The sequence below is a fragment of the Glycomyces xiaoerkulensis genome (assembly GCF_002798405.1).
Classification (GTDB): Bacteria; Actinomycetota; Actinomycetes; order Mycobacteriales; family Micromonosporaceae; genus Glycomyces; species Glycomyces xiaoerkulensis.
Genome location: NZ_PGGV01000037.1, coordinates 65,022 through 86,667, shown reverse-complemented (window position 1 = coordinate 86,667; position 21,646 = coordinate 65,022). Strand labels below are relative to the sequence as shown.

At 71.0% G+C, this 21,646-nt stretch carries 21 protein-coding genes; 14 read left to right on the top strand and 7 right to left on the bottom strand.

What is annotated here, in order from left to right; translation table 11 throughout:
• Positions 1-154: 154 nt before the first annotated feature.
• Positions 155-826, bottom strand: a complete 672-nt coding sequence (locus tag CUT39_RS16880; RefSeq protein ID WP_157930773.1) for a PadR family transcriptional regulator — start codon at positions 824-826, stop codon at positions 155-157.
• A gap of 136 nt (positions 827-962) precedes the next feature.
• On the opposite strand from CUT39_RS16880, the gene CUT39_RS16875 reads away from it, so the two are divergent.
• The gene (locus CUT39_RS16875) at positions 963-1,931 is read left to right on the top strand and encodes an ATP-binding cassette domain-containing protein (protein WP_100448629.1); all 969 of its coding nucleotides are present in this window, start codon (positions 963-965) and stop codon (positions 1,929-1,931) included.
• 2 nt (positions 1,932-1,933) lie between these two features.
• Positions 1,934-2,710 (top strand): ABC transporter permease, encoded by a 777-nt coding sequence (locus tag CUT39_RS16870; RefSeq protein WP_100448628.1) that lies wholly within the window; start codon positions 1,934-1,936, stop codon positions 2,708-2,710.
• Positions 2,711-2,768: 58 nt separating this feature from the next.
• On the opposite strand, the gene CUT39_RS16865 is transcribed toward CUT39_RS16870, so the two are convergent.
• Positions 2,769-4,046, bottom strand: coding sequence for a nucleotide sugar dehydrogenase (locus tag CUT39_RS16865; protein WP_198587225.1), 1,278 nt, complete (start codon positions 4,044-4,046; stop codon positions 2,769-2,771).
• Between the two features lie 340 nt (positions 4,047-4,386).
• On the opposite strand from CUT39_RS16865, the gene CUT39_RS16860 reads away from it, so the two are divergent.
• On the top strand, positions 4,387-5,505 hold the full coding sequence (locus CUT39_RS16860; protein WP_100448627.1) for a glycosyltransferase family 2 protein: 1,119 nt from the start codon (positions 4,387-4,389) through the stop codon (positions 5,503-5,505).
• On the opposite strand, the gene CUT39_RS16855 is transcribed toward CUT39_RS16860, so the two are convergent.
• Complete coding sequence (locus tag CUT39_RS16855) at positions 5,422-6,867, bottom strand: glycosyltransferase (protein WP_100448626.1); 1,446 nt, start codon at positions 6,865-6,867, stop codon at positions 5,422-5,424. The two genes, CUT39_RS16860 and CUT39_RS16855, sit on opposite strands and share 84 nt — an antisense overlap.
• Positions 6,868-6,884: 17 nt before the next feature.
• Positions 6,885-8,300 (bottom strand): glycosyltransferase, encoded by a 1,416-nt coding sequence (locus CUT39_RS16850; RefSeq protein WP_198587224.1) that lies wholly within the window; start codon positions 8,298-8,300, stop codon positions 6,885-6,887.
• 260 nt (positions 8,301-8,560) lie between these two features.
• On the opposite strand from CUT39_RS16850, the gene CUT39_RS16845 reads away from it, so the two are divergent.
• The 7 genes from CUT39_RS16845 (at position 8,561) to CUT39_RS16815 (ending at position 15,715) form a co-directional block, all read left to right on the top strand.
• Complete coding sequence (locus CUT39_RS16845; RefSeq protein ID WP_198587223.1) at positions 8,561-11,014, top strand: glycosyltransferase; 2,454 nt, start codon at positions 8,561-8,563, stop codon at positions 11,012-11,014.
• A gap of 10 nt (positions 11,015-11,024) precedes the next feature.
• Entirely contained in the window at positions 11,025-11,351 is a 327-nt protein-coding gene (locus CUT39_RS16840; protein ID WP_100448623.1) for a hypothetical protein, read from the top strand.
• A gap of 102 nt (positions 11,352-11,453) precedes the next feature.
• On the top strand, positions 11,454-12,269 hold the full coding sequence (locus CUT39_RS16835; protein WP_100448622.1) for an ABC transporter ATP-binding protein: 816 nt from the start codon (positions 11,454-11,456) through the stop codon (positions 12,267-12,269).
• Positions 12,266-14,272, top strand: coding sequence for a CDP-alcohol phosphatidyltransferase family protein (locus CUT39_RS16830; protein WP_100448621.1), 2,007 nt, complete (start codon positions 12,266-12,268; stop codon positions 14,270-14,272). Before CUT39_RS16835 ends, CUT39_RS16830 begins: the two co-directional genes overlap by 4 nt.
• A gap of 90 nt (positions 14,273-14,362) precedes the next feature.
• Entirely contained in the window at positions 14,363-14,785 is a 423-nt protein-coding gene (locus CUT39_RS16825) for a hypothetical protein (RefSeq protein ID WP_100448620.1), read from the top strand.
• Between the two features lie 62 nt (positions 14,786-14,847).
• On the top strand, positions 14,848-15,438 hold the full coding sequence (locus CUT39_RS16820) for a non-oxidative hydroxyarylic acid decarboxylases subunit B (protein ID WP_100448939.1): 591 nt from the start codon (positions 14,848-14,850) through the stop codon (positions 15,436-15,438).
• Between the two features lie 13 nt (positions 15,439-15,451).
• Positions 15,452-15,715 (top strand): hypothetical protein, encoded by a 264-nt coding sequence (locus CUT39_RS16815; protein WP_100448619.1) that lies wholly within the window; start codon positions 15,452-15,454, stop codon positions 15,713-15,715.
• An 18-nt stretch (positions 15,716-15,733) separates the two neighbouring features.
• On the opposite strand, the gene CUT39_RS16810 is transcribed toward CUT39_RS16815, so the two are convergent.
• Positions 15,734-17,134, bottom strand: coding sequence for a UDP-glucose dehydrogenase family protein (locus CUT39_RS16810; protein ID WP_100448618.1), 1,401 nt, complete (start codon positions 17,132-17,134; stop codon positions 15,734-15,736).
• Between the two features lie 307 nt (positions 17,135-17,441).
• On the opposite strand from CUT39_RS16810, the gene CUT39_RS16805 reads away from it, so the two are divergent.
• From CUT39_RS16805 to CUT39_RS20505, 3 genes are all read left to right on the top strand, one after another.
• Positions 17,442-18,611 carry an acyl-CoA dehydrogenase family protein gene (locus tag CUT39_RS16805; RefSeq protein ID WP_100448617.1) on the top strand — a complete coding sequence of 390 codons (1,170 nt, stop codon included), beginning with the start codon at positions 17,442-17,444 and terminating at the stop codon, positions 18,609-18,611.
• A 272-nt stretch (positions 18,612-18,883) separates the two neighbouring features.
• A complete protein-coding gene (locus tag CUT39_RS16800; protein WP_198587222.1) occupies positions 18,884-19,285 on the top strand; it encodes a Panacea domain-containing protein in 402 nt (133 codons plus the stop codon).
• Positions 19,286-19,292: 7 nt separating this feature from the next.
• Positions 19,293-19,496 carry a hypothetical protein gene (locus CUT39_RS20505; protein WP_157930772.1) on the top strand — a complete coding sequence of 68 codons (204 nt, stop codon included), beginning with the start codon at positions 19,293-19,295 and terminating at the stop codon, positions 19,494-19,496.
• An 80-nt stretch (positions 19,497-19,576) separates the two neighbouring features.
• Here CUT39_RS20505 and CUT39_RS16795 read toward each other — a convergent pair whose 3' ends face one another.
• Positions 19,577-20,038, bottom strand: coding sequence for an SRPBCC family protein (locus CUT39_RS16795; RefSeq protein WP_100448615.1), 462 nt, complete (start codon positions 20,036-20,038; stop codon positions 19,577-19,579).
• A gap of 117 nt (positions 20,039-20,155) precedes the next feature.
• Here CUT39_RS16795 and CUT39_RS16790 point away from each other — a divergent pair, with 117 nt between their 5' ends.
• Positions 20,156-20,686: a hypothetical protein gene (locus tag CUT39_RS16790; RefSeq protein ID WP_100448614.1), complete on the top strand. Its 531-nt coding sequence runs from the start codon at positions 20,156-20,158 to the stop codon at positions 20,684-20,686.
• Here the strand turns inward: CUT39_RS16790 and egtD are convergent.
• Positions 20,679-21,641, bottom strand: coding sequence for an L-histidine N(alpha)-methyltransferase (gene egtD, locus CUT39_RS16785; RefSeq protein ID WP_100448613.1), 963 nt, complete (start codon positions 21,639-21,641; stop codon positions 20,679-20,681). The genes CUT39_RS16790 and egtD overlap by 8 nt on opposite strands.
• Positions 21,642-21,646: the final 5 nt, after the last annotated feature.

The following is a 21,646-nucleotide window of genomic DNA, read 5'->3' as shown; positions in this document are numbered from 1 at the left end:
TCCGCAGTGTAATGGTCCGGGCTGCGAGCGCGGTCCGACGGCGAACCGTGATGGAACGTCAAAGGCCCTTAAACCGGGCAGATTTTAGAGAACGTCGACAATTCTCTTTGTGGATTTTTTGAGGTGATCTGCCGAACGTTCGTTGGGGAGCGGTTCAGTCCATCGCCCGGTGCCACTGCTCGACCACTTCGTGGTGGCACCCGTCGCGGATCGATTCGCGCCAGGCCGCGGCCTGCTCGGGGCCGATCTCGCCGCCCAGGTCCAGCTCCCCGGCCTCGATGCGCCCGGCGGTCGACTCGCACCACTCGGCGTCGGCCAGCCACAGGTCGATCTGCCTCCGGAGCAGCGCGCGCACGTGGGCGGGCATGTAGAGCTGCTCCCGGCCGGTCGTGAACCGGTCGGTAGAGGACGCCAGCAGCGCGGTGCAGGCGTCGATGCGCCGGTAGAGCGTATCGGCCCGCTGCCGCAGCAGCGCGGTGTTCTCGGCGCGGCCGAGCACGTTGGCGAACGACCAGGCGGTGTGGAACGGGTCGTCGATCGGCGCCGCCTCCCAGAGTTTCTCGCGCAGCAGCCGCTGGAATTCGGCCTCGCCCTCCACGGTGATCCGGTAGGAGGTCCGGGCCGGGCGGTCGTCGACCGACTCGGTGGAGTCGACCTCGATCAGTCCGTCGCCGGTCAGTTTCTTGAGCGCGTGGTAGACCGAGCCGGCGCCGACCTCGGAGACCCCCGGCATCCGCCAGGAGTCGATCTCGCGGCGGACCAGGTAGCCGTGGACCGGGCCGAGCCACCGGACCAGGCCGAGGACGAGAAGTCGGGTGCTCCACATGCCCGCCATAGTATAGCGTTGACTATCGATTCCTCGGCACGGGATACCTGGTTGCAGCCGCTTTCCCGGCATGTTTATAGTCAATCTTTAACAACACCCTCAGCGAAACCACCGGAAACCCACCCGAGAGGCACCGATGCTCATAGAGACCAAGGGGCTGAGGAAGACCTTCAAGTCCCGCGGGAAGGAGGTCGAGGCCGTCCGCGGCGTCGACCTTTCCGTGCAGGAGGGGGAGATCTTCGGCCTCCTCGGCCCCAACGGGGCCGGCAAGACCACCGCGATGCGCATGCTCTCGACCCTCATCGAGCCCACCGACGGACGCGCCGCCGTGTGCGGGCACGACCTGGCCAAGGACCAGGCCGCCGTCCGGCGCGACATCGGCTACGTCGGCCAGGAGGGCGGCACCTGGGGCGAGGTCACCGCCCGCGAGGAGCTGATCATGCAGGGACGCCTCTACGGCATGTCCAAGCGGGACTCCGCCGCGCGCGCCGGGACCGTCCTGCGGGCCTTCCAGCTCACCGACTTCGCCGACCGCAACATCAAGACCTACTCGGGGGGCCAGAAGCGCCGCCTCGACATCGCCCTGGGCGTGATGCACGAGCCGCGGCTCCTGTTCCTCGACGAGCCCACCACCGGTCTCGACCCGCAGTCGCGGGCCCACATGTGGGACGAGGTCCGCGCCCTGCGCGAGCGGGGCACCGCGATCTTCCTGACCACCCACTACCTCGACGAGGCCGACGCCCTGTGCGATCGGCTCGCCATCATCGACCACGGCGAGATCGTCACCGAGGGCACCCCGATCGAGCTCAAGAAGGAGGTGGCCGGCGACGTGGTCGGCATCGGCGTCAACGGGCGGGCCGAGGAGGCCCGGGCCGTGCTCGAAGGCCGCGGGTCCGTCCGCGAGATCGAGGCCGGCGAGCCCGACCCCGCCACCGGCGTCGCCGAGCTCCGCCTCTATGTGGACGACGGCTCCGCGGCCCTGCCCGAGCTGCTCCGCGCCCTCGACGGCGCCGACATCGCCGCCGCGTCCATCGAGCTGCACCGGCCCAGCCTGGACGACGTGTTCCTGAAGCAGACCGGCCGCTCGCTGCGAGAGGAGTCCTGACCGTGAAAGCCCTCCGCGACACCTGGCTCGTCTACTCCAGGGCCATGAAGCTCAACCTGAAGCAGCCGGTCTGGCTCGTGGTCATGCTCGTCCAGCCGCTGTACTTCCTCATCTTCTTCGCCCCGCTGCTGAACTCCTTCGACGACGTGCGAGGCGGCGCGATGCCCGGCTTCGAGAACGGCGCGATGGAGACCTTCGTGCCCGGCCTGATCATCATGATGGCCCTGTTCGGGTCCACCTTCGTCGGCTTCGGCCTCATCGCCGAGCTGCGCCAGGGCGTCATCGAACGCATGCGGGTCACCCCGGTCAGCCGCGTCGCGCTCCTGATCGGACGGACACTGTCGACTGTGACGACCACGATCTTCCAGGCGCTCATCCTGGTCCTGCTGGCCTCGCCGATCGGCGGCCTGACCATCTACTGGCCCGGCGTGTTCCTGATGTTCGGCATCATCGTCCTGACCTCCTTCATGCTCGGCGCGCTCTCCTACGGCGTGGCGATCGTGCTCAAGAGCGAGGACACCCTCGCGCCGGTGCTCAACACCGTGGTCCAGCCGGTCATGCTCCTGTCGGGCATCATGCTGCCGATGGCCCTGGCCCCGACCTGGCTCCAGACCGTCGCCGACTTCAACCCGTTCTACTACGCGGTCGAGGCCGCCCGGTCCCTGTTCGCCGGGGACCTCGACAGCGACTTCATCTGGCAGGCGGCGGCCTTCATCGGCGGCCTGGCGCTCCTCCTGGTGTGGTGGGCCGGCCGCAAATTCGCCCGCGCCGTCGCGTAGCGACGGCGCCGAACCGGGAAACCGGGGGCCGCGACACCGCCCCGCGGCCCCCGCCGCATCAGAGCGTCTCGACGCCCGCGGCCCCCCGCAGCGAGCCCCTGGTGTCGAGCACCGGGACCCCCGCCGGGAGCGAGTCGGGGGTGTACTCGCGGTGACCGGTGAGCAGGACCACCAGGTCGGCCTTGGCCGCGTTCGGCTCGAGGACCCGCTCGATCTCCCGGCCGCGCACGGACCAGGCGGCCACGTGCGGGTCGTGGTAGACCACTTCGGCGCCTGCGTCGATGAGCTTCTTCGCCACCGGCTCGGCCGGCGACTCGCGCTGGTCGGCGATGTCGGGCTTGTAGGTGACGCCCAGCAGCAGCACCCGCGCCCGCGACAGCGCCAGGCCGTGCGCGTTGAGCCGCGCCATCGCCCGGTTCACCACGTACTCGGGCATCCGGTTGTTGATCTCCTGGGCCAGTTCGACGAAGCGGAACGGGTAGCCGAGGGTGCGGACCTTGTACGACAGGTAGTTGGGGTCGATCGGGATGCAGTGCCCGCCGACGCCGGGGCCGGGGTAGAACGCCTGGTATCCGAACGGCTTGGTCCCCGCCAGGCCGATCGCGTCCCACAGGTCGATCCCGAGCTCGCGGCAGAACACCGCCATCTCGTTGACCAGCGCGATGTTCACGTGCCGGTAGGTGTTCTCCAGCAGCTTCGCCATCTCGGCCTCGCGCGTGCCCGCCGCTTCGACGACGGTTTCGATGAATTTGCTGTAGAAGGCCGCGGCGGTCGCGGTGCACTCGGGGGTGAGGCCGCCGACGACCTTGGGGGTGTTGACGATGCCGTACACGGGGTTGCCCGGGTCGACCCGCTCGGGTGAGAAGGCCAGGTGGAAGTCCTTCCCGGCGGTCAGGCCCGACTCCTCCAGGATCGGCCGCACCACCTCGTCGGTGGTGCCCGGATAGGTGGTCGACTCCAGCACCACCAGGGTCCCGGGACGCAGGTGCTCGGCGACCGAGCGCGCCGCGGAGGTGACCGCGGTCAGATCCGGCCCGCCGGTGTCGGACAGCGGGGTCGGCACGCAGATGACGACGGCCGCCGCCCGGGACTGCACCGAGGCGTCGGTGGTGGCGCGGTACCCCTGCTCGAGCATGGCCGCGAGCTCGTCGTCGGAGATGTCGTCGATGTGGCTGGTGCCGGAGTTCAATGCGTCGACGACCGGCTGGGAGCGGTCGAGGCCGGCCACGCCGAGGCCCTCGCCGGCCGCGGCCTGGGCCAGCGGCAGACCGACGTAGCCCTGCCCGACCACGACCAGATCGAACGGCGTACCGCTCGCGATATCCTTGGGTGCCACAGTGGATTCCTTTTCGCTGCTGTGGGGGTGTTGACTAGGTGATGATTCCGAGATTAGCAACGGCGAAAGGCGGATTTCCGGCCAGGGCGACGGGGGATGGATGTTTGACTTCGGTTCACACTTCGTCCATCTGTTGGAAACTATACAGACAAATGTCCAAACAATTCACTTGCTGGACCACAAGAGTTCACCCGCCTTACGTTTCCGCCGGCGCGTCGCGGTCGATCGCTACGCGGCTTGCGAAGTCCCCCTTCCACGTGCAGGAATACGGCTCGACAAAAATGATCCCGGCCGCATTCGATGTACTCCTGGCCGGGCATTCGCGGGCTAATATCGGGGCATGCCTTCATTGAGCATCGTCATCCCCGTCCACCGGGCCGAGGATTACCTCGCGGGGTGCCTCGACACCATCGTCGGTGGCGGCGGAGACCGGCTCGAAGTCGTCGTCGCCGACGACTGCTCTCCCGACGGCTCGCGCGGCATCGCCGAGCGCTACGCGGAGGCCGATCCGCGCGTCCGCGTCGTATCGACACCCGAGAACGCCGGATCGGGCCCCGCCCGCAACTTCGGCCTCACCCACGCCACCGGGGACTACGTGTGGTTCGTCGACGCCGACGACGAGCTGGAGCCCGGCGCCGTCGACCGGGTGATCGCCGCCGTCTCCGACTCCGAGGCGCGCCCCGACGTCGTGCTCGTCCAGCACCGGAAGATCCGCGAAACCGGCGCGGTCGAGCCCGGCGAGCTGGTCGACCTCGCCCGGGACTGCCCGGCCGATCCCGGCGACTTCACGCTCGAGCAGTGGCCCCGGATCGTCGACTACACCCACACCCCCTGGACCAAGGTCTCCCGCAGGGAGTTCCTGACCTCGATCGACCTCGAATTCCCGTCCGGCTGGTACACCGACATCCCGTGGACCTACGGCCTGTTCCGCCGCGCCAAGCGCATGGCCGTGGTCACCGAGTGCTGCTACCGCTGGATCCAGCGCGCCGGGTCCTCCATCACCCGCACCCGCGACGACCGCCACTTCGACGTGTTCACCCAGTGGCGGCGCACCTGGGAGGACCTCGAGCCGGTGGCCGACCCCGGCGTCCGCACCGCGCTGTTCGACCACATGGTCCGGCACCTGCTGCTGGTCATCGGGAACACCGAACGGGTCGACCCCAAGCTGCGACGCGAGTTCTTCGACCGCACCTCCGAGCTGTTCGGGCGCTACCACCCCGGTCAGGACGCCTGGCGCCCCTCCGGCGGTGTCGACGGACTCAAGCAGCGCCTGCTGGCCGCCCGCGCCTACCGCAGCTACGAGCTGTTCCGCCTGGGCTGGCGGTTCGGGCGGTTCCTGCGAGCCCCGCTGGCCGGGCGCCGGGCCCGCGCGGCTTCAGCCGGCGAGCCGCCGCAGGGCGCCCCGCGCCCGCCCGAGCAGCCCCTTCGGGGCCGTTCGGCGCGGGCCGGCCGCTCCTGATCGCTCCCGCTGCCCGGTGAGGGCCTCCACCGGCGGCCCCTCGGTGACCCGCTCCGAACCCCACACCCGGGCGATGTCGGCCCCCAGGTGGTCGGCCCTGGCCCGGGCGGCGGTCCGCTCCAGCCGCGCCGTGCCGACGGGCAGCTCGACCTCGAGTTCGCCGAGCATCCGGTCGTTCGCGTAACCCACCAGCGTCGCTATCGCGTCCCGGCTCGGCTTGGCCCCGGGCGGCAGCCGGATCCGGTATGGCACCGACTGGTCGCGCCGCGCCTGCTCGTCCAGCAGCACCCGCGGCTCGCCCCGGAAGGACTCGGCCAGCAGCCGCAGCCGGAGATAGGGGTCGTCCAGCGGCCGGTACCGCTCCGGCGGCGGCTCGGGCCAGTCGCCCAGCAGCGTCACCCGCACGTCCGGGACCGTTCCGCGCAGCAGGCGGTCGGTGCAGGTTTCGGCGCCGTCGGCGGCGTCGATGAACACGTCCGCCAGCGGCGTCGCCCACGAGCGCGCGGCCCGCGGCCGCTTGAGGTCGAGCTCGGGTACCCGGTTGGCGATGAACGGCCGGCGGTAGCGCTTGGCGAGGTCCCCGCGCGCGGTGATCTGCCGCGGCCCCAGGTGCCACGACGAGGAGTCGAGGTCGGGCACGAACGCCGCCCCCGCCTGGTGGAGCCGGTAGCCGAAGATCGTGTCCGAGCCGAGGAGCACGTCCGCGTCCATGCCGCCGGAGGCCTTGTACAGCGCCCTGGGCACCGAGAACGTGGCCCCGACCATCACCCGGAAGGCCCGGTGGTCGGCTTGCTTGAGCCCGTCGGTGCGGTCGATGATCGACTCGATCCACTGCGGCTCGGACGACTCGGCGTCGAACAGCTCGCCCGCCCGCCCGGCCCGCACCGCCTCGTGCACGGCCTCCGGGGCCAGGTCGCCGTCCGCCCAGTCGACGAAGCGCTTGTGGCCGAGGACGGCCAGGTAGTCGGCGGCGTGGTGCCAGCGCATCTGGGCCTCGATGTGGTCGCCGAAGGCCAGCATGTCCGAGTCCAGCCGCATCACGACCTCGCCCTCGCTGCGCTCGACGCCCGAGTTCGTGGCGTGCGCCGAGGCCCAGCCGCCCGGCAGCGGCGCCACGATCCTGGCGTGCCGGGGCCGCAGCTCCGGCAGACGCAGGGCCGGATCGGAGCCGTCGTCGACGACGACGACCTCCGTCAGCTCACCGGGGTAGGTCTGCGCCGCAAGCGCGGCGAGCACGACCGCGAGCCGCTCCTGGCCGCCGTGAGCCGGGATGACGACGCTGACGCTCAGCCGCGGCGTCCACGCCCCGACCGGCCGCGACAGCTCGCCGTAGTCGTTGCGGCGGATCGTGGGACTGGCCATGACGGTCTCCAATCGCTTCAGGCGGGGCGTTTGAACAGCGTGCGCAGCCGGGCGCGCCGGCGGGCGCTGAGGAACCTGCGCGCCAGGCGCCGGGGGAGGCTCGCCGGCGGCGGGGTGAAGGCGGTGTTCCCCGGTTCGCGCGCCGCCAGGCCCCGGTGGTTCGCGACCCCCCAGATGCCGGCGACGATCCGGTCGAGGTCGGCCTCGCCGCCGGCGATGTGGCGGGCGCGGGCGAAGGCCGCGGTGCGTTCCAGGCGCGCCGGCGGGGCGCCGGGCAGCGCGGCCAGCACCAGGCCGGCGTCCTCGCGGTGGGCGGTGCCGAGGATCTTCGACATGGCGTTCTCGCGCAGCGGCGCCGGCGCCGGCAGCAGCAGCCGGTAGGGCACGGCCGGGTCGGCCGGGGGAGCCTCGGAGGCGATGCGGACCCGCGACTCGGCGTCGTACATCTCCTCTATCAGGCGGGCCTGGGCGCCCTCGCCGGAGAGGATCGCCTCGCGGTCGTGGCGCGGCCGGTCCTGCCCGGTGACCAGGGTGATGCGCACGTCGCCGTCCGGCCCGGCCAGGATCGGGGCCACGGCGGCGTCGACGTCGGCGACGTCGGCCGCGGCGACGTCGATGACCACGTCGACGTGCGGGACGAGCCAGCCGCGGGTGGGGGCGCTGCGGCGCATGCCGTGCAGCGGCACCCGCTGGGCGATGTAGGGGAGGCGCTGCTCCCGGCCCTCGGCCTCCTTCGCCTGCATCTGCGGGATGCCCAGGTGCCAGGCCGAGGAGGTCGTCTCGGGCACGAACACCGCTCCGGCCTGGGCCAGCCGGTAGGCGAACTCGGTGTCGCTGCCCAGGCGCAGCCCCGCGTCGAGGCCGCCGGCGGTCTTGAACAGGTCGCGGTGCAGCGAGCCGGTGGCCCCGATGAACACCCGGTAGTTCCCCGGGTGGTGCACGGTCAGCCCGTCGGTGTCGGCGATGACGTGCTCGATCCACTGCGGTCGGGAGCGCTCGCGTTCGAACAGGGACCAGCCTTCGCCGGAGACGACCTTCTCGTAGACCTGCTCGGGGGTCAGATCGCCGTCCGCCCAGTCGACGAAGCGCTTGTGGCCGAGGACGGCCAGGTAGTCGGCGGCGTGGTGCCAGCGCATCTGGGCCTCGATGTGGTCGCGCCAGGCGACCATGTCGGAGTCCAGCCGCAGGATGACCTCGCCCTCGCTGTGGGCGACGCCGGTGTTGACCGCGTGCGCCGATCCCCACGACTCCTTGTCGGCGACGACCAGTCGGGTCCGTTCGGGGCGCAGCTCGGGCAGGCGCAGCGGGGGCGCGGAGTTGTCGTCGACGACTACGGTCTCGGTCAGTTCGGCCGGATAGGTCTGGGCGGCGAGCGCGGCCAGGACCAGATCGAGCTTCTCTTGGGAGCCGTAGGCCGGTATGACCACGCTCACCGCCAGATTCGGCCGCCAGTCCGTGGTATTCGGCGGCCGCAGCGCCCTATAGTCATTCCGGACGATGCGCGGGTGTCTCGGGGAGTCGTTCATTTCAAGCTCACGATATCCTGTTCCCAACCGCGATCAATGACCGGATGCCGAGTTAAGCGGTTGTTTACTCGAAAGCGGAATTCTGTTTGAATTCAATTAACGAGCGTGGCGGACAGGGTCTCGACGATCAGGGCGAATTGGATTTGGAGACTGCAGCCTTCATGGACGTGAACGACGCGACCGAGCGATTCCCGGCGCGATTGATCGACGATTACCTGGTGCGGACCGAAACGCGCCGACCGGGGACCCTGAGCGCCACCGCACTGCGCACCCGGTCACCGAGCGCCCGCCATCTGCTCGCCCGCGGCGCCACCCGCGATCTGACGCTTCCGGAGCTGCTCCAGGCCGCCCGCCGCGGCGACGCCGGCACCGCCCGGGTGGAGGGCCGCGGACTGTGCGAGCTGGCACGCGTCGTCGGCCTCCAGTTCGGCGGCGAAGCCGACCGCCGCGACGCCCTCGCCCTCTACGACCTGGCCCTCGAACTCGCCGGGCCCAAGCACATCGGCCCCCGCCACCAGGCCGTCCACGCGCAGTTGGCGCTCTCACTCGACGAGGCCGACCGCGCCGCCGCCCTGCTGCGCCGCTACCGCCGCCGGATGCCGCCGCTCGAACGCGGCGCCCTCGAGGCCGACCTGGCCCACCCCGACCGCGGCGGCGACGAGCGCGCCTGGATCAAGCGACTCGGCCGCCTCTGCGGCCACCCCGGACTGCGGCTCGACCCCGACCGCGACCTGCCCCGGTTCGACCGGCTGCGCGCCGACGCGCCCCGCACGATCGCCGACGGCCCCAAGATCACCGTCGTCACCTCCTGCTTCCGGCCCGACCAGGGCCTGGTCACGGCCGTCTCCTCCCTCTTGGCCGGCACCTGGCGGCACCTCGAGGTGCTGGTGGTCGACGACGCCTCCGGCCCCGAGTACGCGCCGGTGCTCGACCGGGTCGAAGCGCTCGACGACCGCGTCCGGGTCATCCGCAAGTCCGTCAACGCCGGCACCTTCGCGGCCCGCAATACCGCCTACGCCGAGGCCACCGGCGACTTCATCACCGGCCTGGACTCCGACGACTGGGCCGCCCCCGCGCGGCTCGAGCACTCGGTCGCCCCGCTCCTGGCCGACCCCGAGCTGATGCTGACCTACTCCGACGCCTTCCTGTTCCTCGAGGACCTCACCGTCACCCGGCCCGGCCGCGTCCTCACCACCCCCTCGACCGCCTCGATGATGATCCGCCGCCGACCCGTCCTCGACCGCATCGGCTACCTCGACGAGATCCGCAAGGGCGCCGACACCGAATACCTCCAGCGGGCCGCGGCCGCGTTCGGCAGGGACCGCGTCCTGCGGATGCAGGGCACCTGCGACACCCTCATGCGGCAGGCGCCCGGCTCGCTCTCCCGCGAGGAGTTCGGCCCCGGCTGGAAGCACCCGTCCCGCCGCGCCTACCAGTCGGCCTACCCGCCGTGGCACCGGAGGGTCGCCGCCGGCAAGGCCGACCCGCGCCTGCCGGCCGGCGGCGCCGACCCCCGCCCGTTCTGGGCGCCCCGGCAGGACCGGACCCCGGCCCGCCGCCGCTTCGACGTCGTGTTCACCCTCGACTGGCGGCCGTTCGGCGGTCCCCAGAAGTCCACCATCGAGGAGATCAGGGCCCTCAAGGCCGACGGGCTCGACCTGGCGGTCATGCACCTGGAGTCCTGGCGGCACATGACCACCGACGACCGCGTCCTCTGCGAACCGGTCCAGCGGCTCATCAACGACGGCGTCGTCGACCACGTCCTGCCCACCGAGGAGGTCGACTGCGACCTGCTGGTCCTGCGCTACCCGCCGATCCTCCAGTACCGCACCGGCGAGCGGCTCGCTGTCCGCCCCCGGCGCATGATCGTCCTGGCCAACCAGGCCCCCGCCGAACGCGACGGCTCCGACCTGCGCTACCTGCCCGACGCCTGCCACGCCAACGCCGCCGAGATGTTCGGCGTCGAACCGCTCTGGGTCCCCCAGGGGCCCCAGGTCCGCGAGGCCCTCGCCGACTTCACCGCCACCGCGCCCCTGGCCGGATTCGACATGCCCGGCATCCTCGACGAGGCCCACATCGCGCCGCCGCGCCGCGGCTTCCGCTCACTCCTGCCGGTGGTCGGCCGCCACTCCCGCGACGACCTCACCAAGTGGCCGGTGGCCGAGGACCTGTTCAAGGTCTACCCCGGCGACGGCCGCTGGGACGTGCGCATCATGGGCGGGGTCAAGTCCGTCCGCCGCCTCACCGGCGAGGAGGCCCCCGCCGAATGGACCTGCTACAACTACAACGAGACCGACGTCGACTCGTTCCTCTACCAGCTCGACTTCTGGATCTACTTCCCCCATCCCCGGCAGTACGAGGCGTTCGGGCGCGCCGTGCTCGAAGCCCTCGCCTCCGGGTGCGCGGTGGTCCTGCCGCCGCGGTTCGAACCGACCTTCGGCGACGCCGCCCTGTACTGTGAACCGGCGGAAGTGGTCGACCTGGTCGACGCCCACTACGCCGACCCCGAGCGATTCGCCGCCCGCAGCGCCCTCGCCCAGCAGCGGGTCAGGGAGCGCTTCAGCCACGACTCCTACCGCAAACTCGTAACGGGCCTGCTGTCCGATTCCATCACCGCCTGAAGGACCGCACGTGAAGTCAATCCTGAGAGCCGCCTACAACCGCCTGGGACGCCCCCCGCTGCGCCGCGTCGCCGCCGCACTCGGCCTGCTCGCCGCGGCGGCGCTGGTCGCCGTCGCCTTCCTCGGCGACCAGCGATTGGTCTCGGCGCTGGCGCTGCTGATGAGCCTGGCCACCCTCGGCGGCCTGGCGCTGGTGTGGAACGACGGACGCAAGGCCCGCGCCGAGGTCCGCGCCTCTGCCGAGCGCTCCGAGGTCACCTTCCGCCGGATCCTGGCCGCCATCGAGGTCGAGCGCCTGGCCTCCGAGCGGCGCTACCGAGAACAGAACCGCCGATAACGGGCGCCGCGCACCACCGGGCTCGGCCGGAATCGCTCTACCAGCCTCGGGCGGTAGTATTGGCGCGCCGTATCAACCACCTGTTCTGGGAGGGCCGACCCGATGGAGGAGCCGATCATCCAGGCTCGGAACCTCGGCATACGCTTCGCCAAGGGCAAGCAGCGCAAGGGCCGGGTCAAGGACCTGTTCGTCCGTCGCTCCGCCAACAAGCAGGGTGCCGCGAGCGACGACTTCTGGCCGCTGCGGCACGTCGACTTCGACATCTTCCCGGGCGATTCGGTCGGCGTCATCGGGCGCAACGGCACCGGCAAGTCCACCCTGCTGCGCCTGATCACCGGCGTCCTGATCCCCGATGAGGGCTACGTCCGCCGCGAAGGCCGCGTCGCCCCGCTCATCGCCCTGTCGGCCGGCTTCTCCGGCGACCTGACCGGCCGCGAGAACGTCAACCTCGTCGGCGCCCTCCACGGCATGACCAACAAGGAGATCAGGTCCAAGTTCGACGAGATCGTCGACTTCTCCGAACTCGAGGAGTTCATCGACACGCCCGTCAAGCACTACTCCTCGGGCATGAAGGTCCGGCTCGGCTTCGGCGTCATCACCCAGCTCCCGCACCCGATCCTGCTGGTCGACGAGGCCCTCGCCGTCGGCGACAAGGCATTCAAGAAGAAGTGCCAGGGCGTCATCCGCCGCCTGCTCGACGAGGGCCGCACCCTGGTGTTCGTCTCCCACTCCGAAGGCGAACTCAAGAAGTACTGCCGACGCGGCCTCTTCCTCGACGCCGGCCGCGTCGTCACCGACGGCACCGTCCAGGAGGCCCTCGACTCCTACAAGGAGGCCGAGGAGGCCGAGGCCAAGCGCAAGGCCGAGAAGCAGAAGGCCAAGGAGGCCGCCAAGCGGCCCGCAGAGGCGGTTTCGTGAGCCGAGCCGTCATCCTCCCTGCGGACGGCGGCACGATCGAACCGACGACCAGCGACACCACGGTCCTCGACCGGCTCATCGGGCAGTTCCGCGAGGCCGGCTGCGACGACGTCACCGTACTGACCCGCCCCGGGACCGATCTCACCGTCAAGGCCGACCAGATCGAATCGGCCGACGCCGCGGCCGACGTCGAACACCTCCGCCGCCTCGCCTACGACACCCCCGGCGCCGTCTTCCTCGCCTACGCCGACCTCGTGGCCTCGCAGACCACCGTCGCCACCGTCCTGGCCGACTCCTCCCGCCGCTCCGGCGTCCTGGTCGGCGCCGACGACCCCGCCGCCGCCCCGGTCGGCGTCGAACGCGGCCTGGTCACCGGCCCCGGACCCGGACCGGCCCGCCTCGGCGGCCTCGCCAAGATCTCGGCCGCCCACCTGGCCCGCCTGCGCCGCCACTGGCCCACCGAGCCGCAGGGCGACGCCTTCGAGACCGTGCTCGCCTCCCTCCAGGCCCGCGCCGTCCCGGTGACCGCCTACCGCACCGCCGGCCTGGCCCACCGGCGCGCCCGGACGGCCGAGGACGCCGAACGCACCATCGCCGAGTTCGAGGCGGTCGACCTCGACCGCTGGCGGATGCGCAACGCCGTCAAGCGCGACGACGACCTCTTCGCCACCTACTGCGTCTCCTCCTGGTCGCCGAAGCTGGTCCGCCCGGCGGCCGCGCTCGGCCTCAGCCCCACCACGATCACCTGGATCTCCATAGCCTTCGCCGGGGCCGCCGCCGCCATCTTCGCCACCGGTTCCTCCGAGCCGATGTTCGGCGCCGCCGGCCCCACCGTGCCGTGGTGGTACCTCCTGGCCGCCGCGCTGATGTACTTCAGCTTCGTCCTCGACTGCGTCGACGGCCAGCTCGCCCGCTACACCCAGAACTTCTCGGCCTTCGGCGGCTGGCTCGACATGATGGCCGACCGCGGCAAGGAGTACGCCATCTACGCCGGCCTCGCCGCCGGAGCCGCCCTCGACAACCCCTCCACCGCGGCCTGGGGCCTGGCCATCGCGGCCATGACCGTCCAGACCGTGCGCCACACCGCCGACACCTGGTACGCCGTCCTGCTCGACACCGCCGTCATCCGCCAGGCCCGGCAGCGCGAGACCGCCCCGCCGGCCGGCCGCGCCGCCCACCTCGGCCGGCGCCTCGGCTCCGCCTCCGAACAGGTCATGGGCGCCCACCGGTCGTTCCTGTACTGGGCCAAACGCACCGTCGTCGCCGGCGTCGGCGACCGCTGGATCGTTCTGGCGGCCACCGCGGTCGCCTTCGGCCCCCGCCTCGCACTCACCGTGCTCCTGGCCTGGCAGCTCCTCGCCCTCGTCTACACCGGCGCCGGCCGGACGCTGCGCACCTTCGCGGCCCGCACCGCCGCCCTGCGCCGACCCGACCGGGCCGCCCACCGCGACGACGGCCCACTGGCGCGCCTCATGCCGGCGAACCGGAACCGCCTCAGCCACGTCCCGATCGTCGCGACCGCGCTCGCCGTCGCCGCCGCGTTCCTCGCCGTGTGGCAGGCCGCCACCGGTGCCACCGCGATCTCACTGGCGGTCGCTCTCGCCGCGATCGGCATCGGCCTGGCCGCGGCCCGCAGCGACCACGACGGGATCTTCGACTGGCTCGTCCCGGCCGGGCTCCGCGCGGTCGAACTCGGCGTCATCACCGCCGCCGGCCTCACCGCCGAGGTCGCCTGGCCGGTCCTGTTCGCGCTGCTGGCCGTCGTCGCCCTCTACTTCTACGATCTGGCCGCAGGCCTCGACAAGGCCGCCTCCCCGGTCGAGCGCCGCGACCTCGCTCTCGGCTGGCCCGCGCGCGGACTGATCGCCGTCGCCGCCGCGGCCGCGTCCCTCCCGACGGGGCCGTTCCTGGCCACGGCGGTGTTCGCCGGCCTCGCCGCCTACGTGGCGGCCACCTTCATCGGCGCGATCCTGGTGGGCGCCCGACGCGCCGCGACCGCCTGAATCCCACGGCCGCCGACTCCCGGCGGACTCGAACGGGTTACTGATGCCAACAGGCGGGCGCGCGTGGGCCATTGGAACTAAGGTGTACCTGTGCGCAAGAACCGGCTACTGCGTCTGGTGCTCGCCGCGGCCTTCGTCGTCGCGGCGGGTGTTTTCGTCTTCCCAACGCCCAGCGCCGAGCCGGAACGCGTCGAATGGACGCTGGCGGACGAGACCAACCCCCTCGTCCCGCCCGAATCGCCGAGCCCCGGCCAGGAGGGCGGCGGCGCGTCCGATCCGGACGGCGACGGGAACGGCGGCGAGGGCGATCCGTCCGATCCGGACTCCGAGGGCGCCGGTGAGGCCGGAGAGCCGGAGGTCGAAGGGCCGGGCGCCGACGGCGACACCGACGACGCCGCCGGCGGGATGCTCGGACTGTCGGTCCCGGCCCAGACCGGACTGTCGGTCGGCGTGATCGCCCTGGCGTTCCTGGCGCTGCTGCCGGGCCGCCGCATGCCCGAGCGCCTGCGGTGAGCGACTTCGCCGGTTCCCGGACCGGGTGGCGGCCGACCGCGCGTCGGATCTACGGTTCAGTCGTGAGATTGATCGTCGGCATGACCGGGGCGACCGGGGCCGTGTTCGGGGTCCGGATGCTGCAGGCGCTGCGCGAGATCGACGGGGTCGAGACGCACCTGGTGATCAGCAAGTGGGCGCGGACCACCGTCAAGCTGGAGACCGGGTGCACCGTCGCCGAGGTGGCCGCGCTGGCCGATCACAGCTACGGCCCCACCGAGCAGGCCGCGCCGATCTCGTCGGGGTCGTTCCGCACCGATGGGATGGTGATCGCGCCGTGCAGCATGAAGACCGCGGCCGGCATCCGCACCGGCTATACCGAGGGCCTGATCGGCCGGGCCGCCGACGTGGTGCTGAAGGAGCGGCGCAAGCTGGTGCTGGTGGCGCGCGAGAGTCCGCTGTCGGAGATCCACCTGGAGAACCTGCTGGCGCTCTCGCGGATGGGCGCGGTGGTGATGCCGCCGGTGCCGGCGTTCTACAACCACCCCGAGACCGTCGACGACCTGGTCGACCACGTGGTGGTGCGGGTGCTCGACCAGTTCGGCCTGCCCAGCCCGAAGGCGCGCCGCTGGTCCGGGCTAGGTTCAGAGGGTCCCCATCCCTCCGACCCCTAGGAATCGAGGCGCGATGGACACGCTGATGTGGGAGGCCAAGGCCCGCGACGGGCTCGGCCCGGAGCTGCTGCGATGGGTGCTGACCGCGGGGGTGGCCGACTTGGGCGAGTCGCTGCGGACCGAGGTGTTCACCGCCTCGGACCGGATCGTGGTGATCGTGGTGGGCCACTCCGCGCCGAGGTCCCTCCCGGAGCCCCCGGACGACCTGATCGAACGCCCGCCGCACGCCTGGCCGTTCACCAGGATCACTTCGAACGCCCGCCAGCCGAGCCTGTGAGCCGCGGCGGACTCGACGTCAGCGGCCGATGCCGCGGTAGCTCCAGCCGTGGGCCCGCCACTCGTCGGGGTCGTAGGCGTTCATGCCGTCCAGCAGGCGCCGCTGGGCGACCTGCTGGCCCAGGGCCTCGGGGTCGAGGGTGCGGAACTCCTCCCACGGCACCATCGCGCACACCGCGTCGGCCTCGGCCACGGCCTCGGCCAGGGTCTTGACGTAGGTCAGCTCCGGGGCCTCGGCCTTGGCGTTGTCGATGCCCTCGGGGTCGTAGACGACCACCTCGGCGCGGGCCTGGCGGAGCTTGCGCGCGATCGCCAGGGCGGGGGAGTCGCGGATGTCGTCGGTGTCGGGCTTGAAGGTCGCCCCCAGGTAGGCGACGCGCACGCCCTCCAGGTTGGGCCCGGCCGGGCCCGACGGGCGGTCGACCAGTTCGGCGATCGCCCGCACGGTGTGGACGCGGCGCCGGCTGTTGATGTGGTCGACCTCGCCGAGGAACCGGAAGGACTCGCCGACGCCGAGCTCCCCGGCGCGGGTGACCAGCGCCCGCAGGTCCTTGGGCAGGCACCCGCCGCCGAAGCCGATGCCGGCGCGCAGGAACTTGTTGCCGATGCGCGCGTCGTAGCCGATCGCGCGCGCCAGGTCGGTGATGTCGCCGCCGGTGGTCTCGCAGAGGTCGGCCATGGCGTTGATGAAGGAGATCTTGGTCGACAGGTACGCGTTCGCCGCGACCTTGACCAGCTCGGCCGTGGACAGGTCGGTCTCGACGATCGGTACCTCGCGGTCCTCGACCGCGGCCAGCTCGAGGATGCCCTTGTGCACGTCCCGGAGCAGCTTGGAGGCCCACTCGCTCTGGGCGGCGTAGACGATGCGGTTGGGCCGGAGCACGTCGTGCATCGCGTTGGACTCCTGCAGGAACTCCGGCGACCAGCCGACCTCGACGCCGAGTTCGGCGGGGGCGTGGCGGTCGATGATCTGCTGGACCCAGGTGGCGGTGCCGACCGGCACGGTCGACTTGCCGACGACGAGGCATTTGCGGTTGAGGTGCCGGGACAGTTCGGTGACGGCGGCCTCGATGTAGGACAGGTCGGCGCCGTGGTCGCCGGGCCGCTGCGGGGTGCCCACGCAGATGAAGTGGACGTCGGCGAAGTCGGCGACGGCCTGGACGTCGGTGGTGAACCGCAGGCGCCCGGAGTCGAGGTTCTTCTTCAGCAGCTCCGGCAGCCCGGGTTCGTGGAACGGGACCGTCCCGGCCGAGAACGCCTCGATCTTGGCCTCGTCGACGTCGTAGCCGACCACTTCGTAGCCGAGTTCGGCGAAGCAGATCGCGTACGTGGCGCCGAGGTAGCCGCAGCCCAGGAACGAGATGCGGGGCCGGGTGGTGGTGTTCTGCGGGGTCTCCGGGGACTGCGTCGCGTTTCCCATCTGATGCGTGCCCTGTCTGTGCTCGTCGTCGGTGTCCGGGGCCGGTTTGCAAGCTGGCCGCCGAACCGGTCCGATTCGCGGCGCTCCGCGGCTTGCGCCATCGTATATTCAGCTTCACGCATGAACTACCGACAACGTTGCGGGAAAGTCGCGGAGAATTCCGGGTGTTCCGTGTCACCGCCCACCCGGGCGGTGGGTTACACTCTGCCTATCTTACTCTCGAGTAACAAACGGGGGCCGCCGATGGCCCCGCCCAGCGCCCTCCCGGCCGCTCGCTTCGCTCGCGTCCCGAGAAGGAGTAAACCCTATGAGCAACGGCTTCAGCCCCTACCAGATGCCAGCAGAATACTCCGAAATCCGGAACGCCGCCCGCGACGTGTGCGACTCGGGAGTCGCGCCTCACGCCGCCGAAGCCGACGCCACAGCGACGTTCCCGGCCGCCTCGTACGAGGCGCTGCGCTCGGCCGACCTCCACGCCCCCCACATCCCGACCGAATACGGCGGGGCCGGCATCGACGCGCTCGGCACCGCCATCGTGATCGAGGAGGTCGCCCGCGCCTGCGCCTCCTCGTCGCTGATCCCGGCGGTCAACAAGCTGGGCACCGTGCCCCTGCTCCTGGACGCCTCCGAGGACCTGAAGCAGCGGTACCTGCCGCCGGTGGCCACCGGCGAGGCGATGTTCTCCTACTGCCTGTCCGAGCCCGAGGCCGGCTCGGACGCCGCCTCCATGAAGACCCGCGCCGTCCGCGACGGCGACGCCTGGGTCCTCGACGGGGTCAAGCGCTGGATCACCAACGCGGGCGTCAGCGAGTACTACACCGTCTTCGCCGTCACCGACCCCGAGGCCGGCTCCCGCGGCATCTCGGCGTTCCTGGTCGAGAAGGGCGACCGGGGCGTCTCGTTCGGCAAACCGGAGAAGAAGCTCGGCATCAAGGGCTCGCCCACCGCCGAGGTGTACTTCGACTCGGTCCGCATCCCCGCCGACCGCCTCATCGGCACCGAAGGCCAGGGCTTCTCCCTGGCGATGCGCACCCTCGACCACACCCGCGTCACCATCGCCGCCCAGGCCCTCGGCATCGCCCAGGGCGCGCTGGACTTCGCCGTCGGCTACGCCGCCGAGCGCGAGCAGTTCGGCAGGCCCATCTCGGGGTTCCAGGCGATCCAGTTCATGCTGGCCGACGCCGCCATGAAGGTCACCGCCTCCCGAGAGATGACCTACGCCGCGGCCGCCAAGTCCGAACGCGTCGACCCCGACCTGACCTACTTCGGCGCCGCCGCCAAGTGCTACGCCTCCGACGCCGCCATGGAGATCACCACCGACATGGTCCAGGTCCTCGGCGGCTACGGCTACACCCAGGACTTCCCGGTGGAACGCATGATGCGCGACGCCAAGATCACCCAGATCTACGAGGGAACGAACCAGGTCCAGCGGATCGTCATGGCCCGCGAACTCATGAAGGGCGTCCTGAACAGGTAATTCGGGCTAGCCGTCGATTTCGCCGCACGGAAGGGCGAGGCAGGACTCACCGTGAGTTCCGCCTCGGTCCTGCCGGACGGGGGATGGTCGGTCGCCGGACCGATCGGGATCGGTTTTCTTCAGCACAAGTGGTATCCCGGAGTCGCACCCGCTCGTTAGGGTAGTTGTAATGATTCCACAATCCCCTTGGTAGTGGCTGGAGGTGCTGAACGGTGGCCACCATCGTCGACGTTGCGGCCTACATTCTGCAGCACGCAGGCCCCATGACGTCAATGAAACTGCAGAAACTCTGCTACTACTCCTACGGTTACCACCTCGCTTGGGAAGACCGCAGACTCTTCGACGAGCACTTCGAAGCATGGGCCAACGGCCCGGTCTCGCCCCAGTTGTACGCGAAACATCGCGGCCGGTTCGAGCTCTCCAGCGAAGACGTCCCCTGCAACCCCGACGCCCTCGACCACGGTGAACGCGAATCGATCAACCTTGTCCTCCAGGGCCTCGAGACGTTCACTGCGCACGAGCTGTCGGCGATGACTCATCGCGAACCGCCGTGGAAGGAGGCCCGTAGGCGCTCAGGTGCCGAGCCCTTGGAGCGGTCGAACGAACGTCTCCGTGATGACGAGATCGCCGAGTTCTTCATCGACTTGACCACCCGTGACTCCGAGGACGAGTAAGTTCTCAGTGAGTCGAAAGCAAAAACCCAACCGCAAGCCCCCGACCAAGGAGGCGCCGAAGCGGCTGGCGCGGCTCGGGCTCGACGATCAGACCCAGATCTGGAGGCTCCGTACCAATGGACCTGGGAGGCTGTACGGCTACCGGGTCGGGTGCGTGTTCCACCTGGTGTTCTGGGACCCGCGACACGAGATCTGGCCGTCGCAGAGGTGAGCGAGCTCGGATGGCGTGTCCTTCCCGCGGATCGATAGCCCGCTGCAGCTCGACCGAGTGCCACTACGGCCGACGTGCCGTCACCGCTCCAGGTAGGCGGCGAGGTTCGCGAGGGAGGACGCCAGTCCGGCGGCGTGGTCCTCGGCCGAGATCCCCGTCGGCACGTCGGCGGCGGTGATCTCGACTCGTGATCCCGCAGCGCTCGGGGTGACGCTCCACGTCATGGTCATGGTCCCGGCGAAGGCCGGGTCGTCGGATACGAACTCGATCGCCTGCACGACACGCTGACCGGGGGCGAACTCCACGAACCGGGCCTCGACGATGTCGGAGTCGGCGGTGGCCTTGCCCGGGGACGCGGAGCCGTCGGCGTAAGTGAGCACCAGGCGGTACGATCCGCCGGGGCGGGCGTCGAACCGTTCGAACCTGCCGGTCATGCCCTCGGGCGGCAGCCACGCGAGCAGTGCCTCAGGCTCAACGAGCGCCGCATACGTCCGCTCGGTGGATGCCGCGATGTTCCGGGAGGCCCGGTCGATTCGTGCCATGAGCGCAATCTAGCACCGGCGGCCGACGTGACGGGCCGTTGGAGATCGCGCGTCTCTCCAAGCCGCGTCTTTCGCCCGGCTGCTCCGCATTTGCGGGCGCCTCATATCCTCCCACCGATGAGCCAGCAGCGATCCCTCTGCCGGGTCCGCGTCCTCGGGGCGGCCGTCCTGGCGGCCCCGGCCGTCTTCCTGGCCGGGTGCGTGAACGAGGTCAAGCCCAAGTCCGAGGCGATCGACGACGTGATCGTCCTCGGCGACCGGGCCGCCGAGGAGCTCGAGGGCACCGGCATCGGAGCGGTCGATTTCCTCGACGCCGTCGACGAAGCGTGCGAGACCGACGAGGACGAGCCGGCCATGTACCGGATGGTCGCCCGCTACACCGTCGACATAGAACCGGTCGCCTCGGTGAGCACCATGCGCACCATCCGGAACCATTGGGTCGACGAACTGGGCTACCAGGAACTCGACGACGGAATCTACTGGGGACGAAGCGGGTACGCGGTCGTGCGGGCCGGCCGCGGCGACGTGGTCTACAGCGCCACCCGCCACCCCGACCACGGCACCGTCACCATCAGCGTCGACTCCGGATGCATCGAGGACCCCGACCCCGAGGATCGGTTCGATCCGGTCGCACCGGCCGCTAGCTGAGCTCGGCCAGGCTCACCGCGAAGCGGCCCGCCTCATCGGTCCACCAGCGCCGCAGCGCGAAGCCGGCCCGCTCCAGCTCGGCCGCCACGCCCTCGCGGCGGAACTTGGTCGAGGTCTCGGTCAGCAGGTCCTCGCCGTCGTCGAAGCGGACCTCCAGATCGAGCGAGGCGATCCGCACCGACTGCGCCCCGTCGGAGCGCAGCCGCATCTCGATCCACTCGCGCCGCGCGTCCCACCGGGCGACGTGCGAGAACCGCTCCGGATCGAAGTCCGCCCCCAGCCGCCGGTTGAGGACCCGCAGCATGTTCTTGTTGAACGCCGCGGTCACCCCCTGGGCGTCGTCGTAGGCCGCCACCAGCGTCCGCTCGTCCTTGACCAGGTCGGTGCCCACCAGCAGCGAGTCGCCCGGTTCCAGGAGCCCGGGGAGCCCGGCCAGGAACCGTTCGCGTCGGCCCGGCGTGAGGTTGCCGATCGTGCCGCCGAGGAACGCCAGCAGCCGCGGCCCCGGCGAGCGCGGGAGTTTCAACTCGTGCTGGAAGTCGCCGACGACCGCGTGGACGGTCAGGTCCGGGTGGGCGCGCACGAGCCCGGCGGCCGCGTCCTCGAGCGCGGTCCGGCTCACGTCCACCGGGATGTAGACGTCCGGCTCCAGCGCCTCGAGGAGGATCCGGGTCTTCTCCGACGAGCCCGAACCCAGCTCGATCAGGCTCGCGGCGCCGGTCGCCGCGGCGATCTCGCCGGAGCGGGCGGTGAGGATCTCGCGCTCGGCGCGGGTCGGGTAGTACTCCGGCAGGCGCGTGATCCGCTCGAACAGGCGGCTGCCCGCGGCGTCGTAGAACCACTTGGGCTGCACGGACTTCGGTCGGCCGGTCAGGCCCGCCCGGACGTCGGACCGCAACTGGTGGTCGAGGTAGTCCTCGGGCAGCAGTGCCTCGATGCTGAATCGGTCGCCCATGCGTC

Coding starts and splice junctions, on each gene's coding strand:
- CUT39_RS16880 (WP_157930773.1), bottom strand. CDS start 826: ATGTGGAGCACCCGACTTCTCGTCCTCGGCCTGGTCCGGTGGCTCGGC.
- CUT39_RS16875 (WP_100448629.1), top strand. CDS start 963: ATGCTCATAGAGACCAAGGGGCTGAGGAAGACCTTCAAGTCCCGCGGG.
- CUT39_RS16860 (WP_100448627.1), top strand. CDS start 4,387: ATGCCTTCATTGAGCATCGTCATCCCCGTCCACCGGGCCGAGGATTAC.
- CUT39_RS16855 (WP_100448626.1), bottom strand. CDS start 6,867: ATGGCCAGTCCCACGATCCGCCGCAACGACTACGGCGAGCTGTCGCGG.
- CUT39_RS16835 (WP_100448622.1), top strand. CDS start 11,454: ATGGAGGAGCCGATCATCCAGGCTCGGAACCTCGGCATACGCTTCGCC.
- CUT39_RS16815 (WP_100448619.1), top strand. CDS start 15,452: ATGGACACGCTGATGTGGGAGGCCAAGGCCCGCGACGGGCTCGGCCCG.
- CUT39_RS16810 (WP_100448618.1), bottom strand. CDS start 17,134: ATGGGAAACGCGACGCAGTCCCCGGAGACCCCGCAGAACACCACCACC.
- CUT39_RS16805 (WP_100448617.1), top strand. CDS start 17,442: ATGAGCAACGGCTTCAGCCCCTACCAGATGCCAGCAGAATACTCCGAA.
- CUT39_RS16800 (WP_198587222.1), top strand. CDS start 18,884: ATGAAACTGCAGAAACTCTGCTACTACTCCTACGGTTACCACCTCGCT.
- CUT39_RS16795 (WP_100448615.1), bottom strand. CDS start 20,038: ATGGCACGAATCGACCGGGCCTCCCGGAACATCGCGGCATCCACCGAG.
- CUT39_RS16790 (WP_100448614.1), top strand. CDS start 20,156: ATGAGCCAGCAGCGATCCCTCTGCCGGGTCCGCGTCCTCGGGGCGGCC.
- egtD (WP_100448613.1), bottom strand. CDS start 21,641: ATGGGCGACCGATTCAGCATCGAGGCACTGCTGCCCGAGGACTACCTC.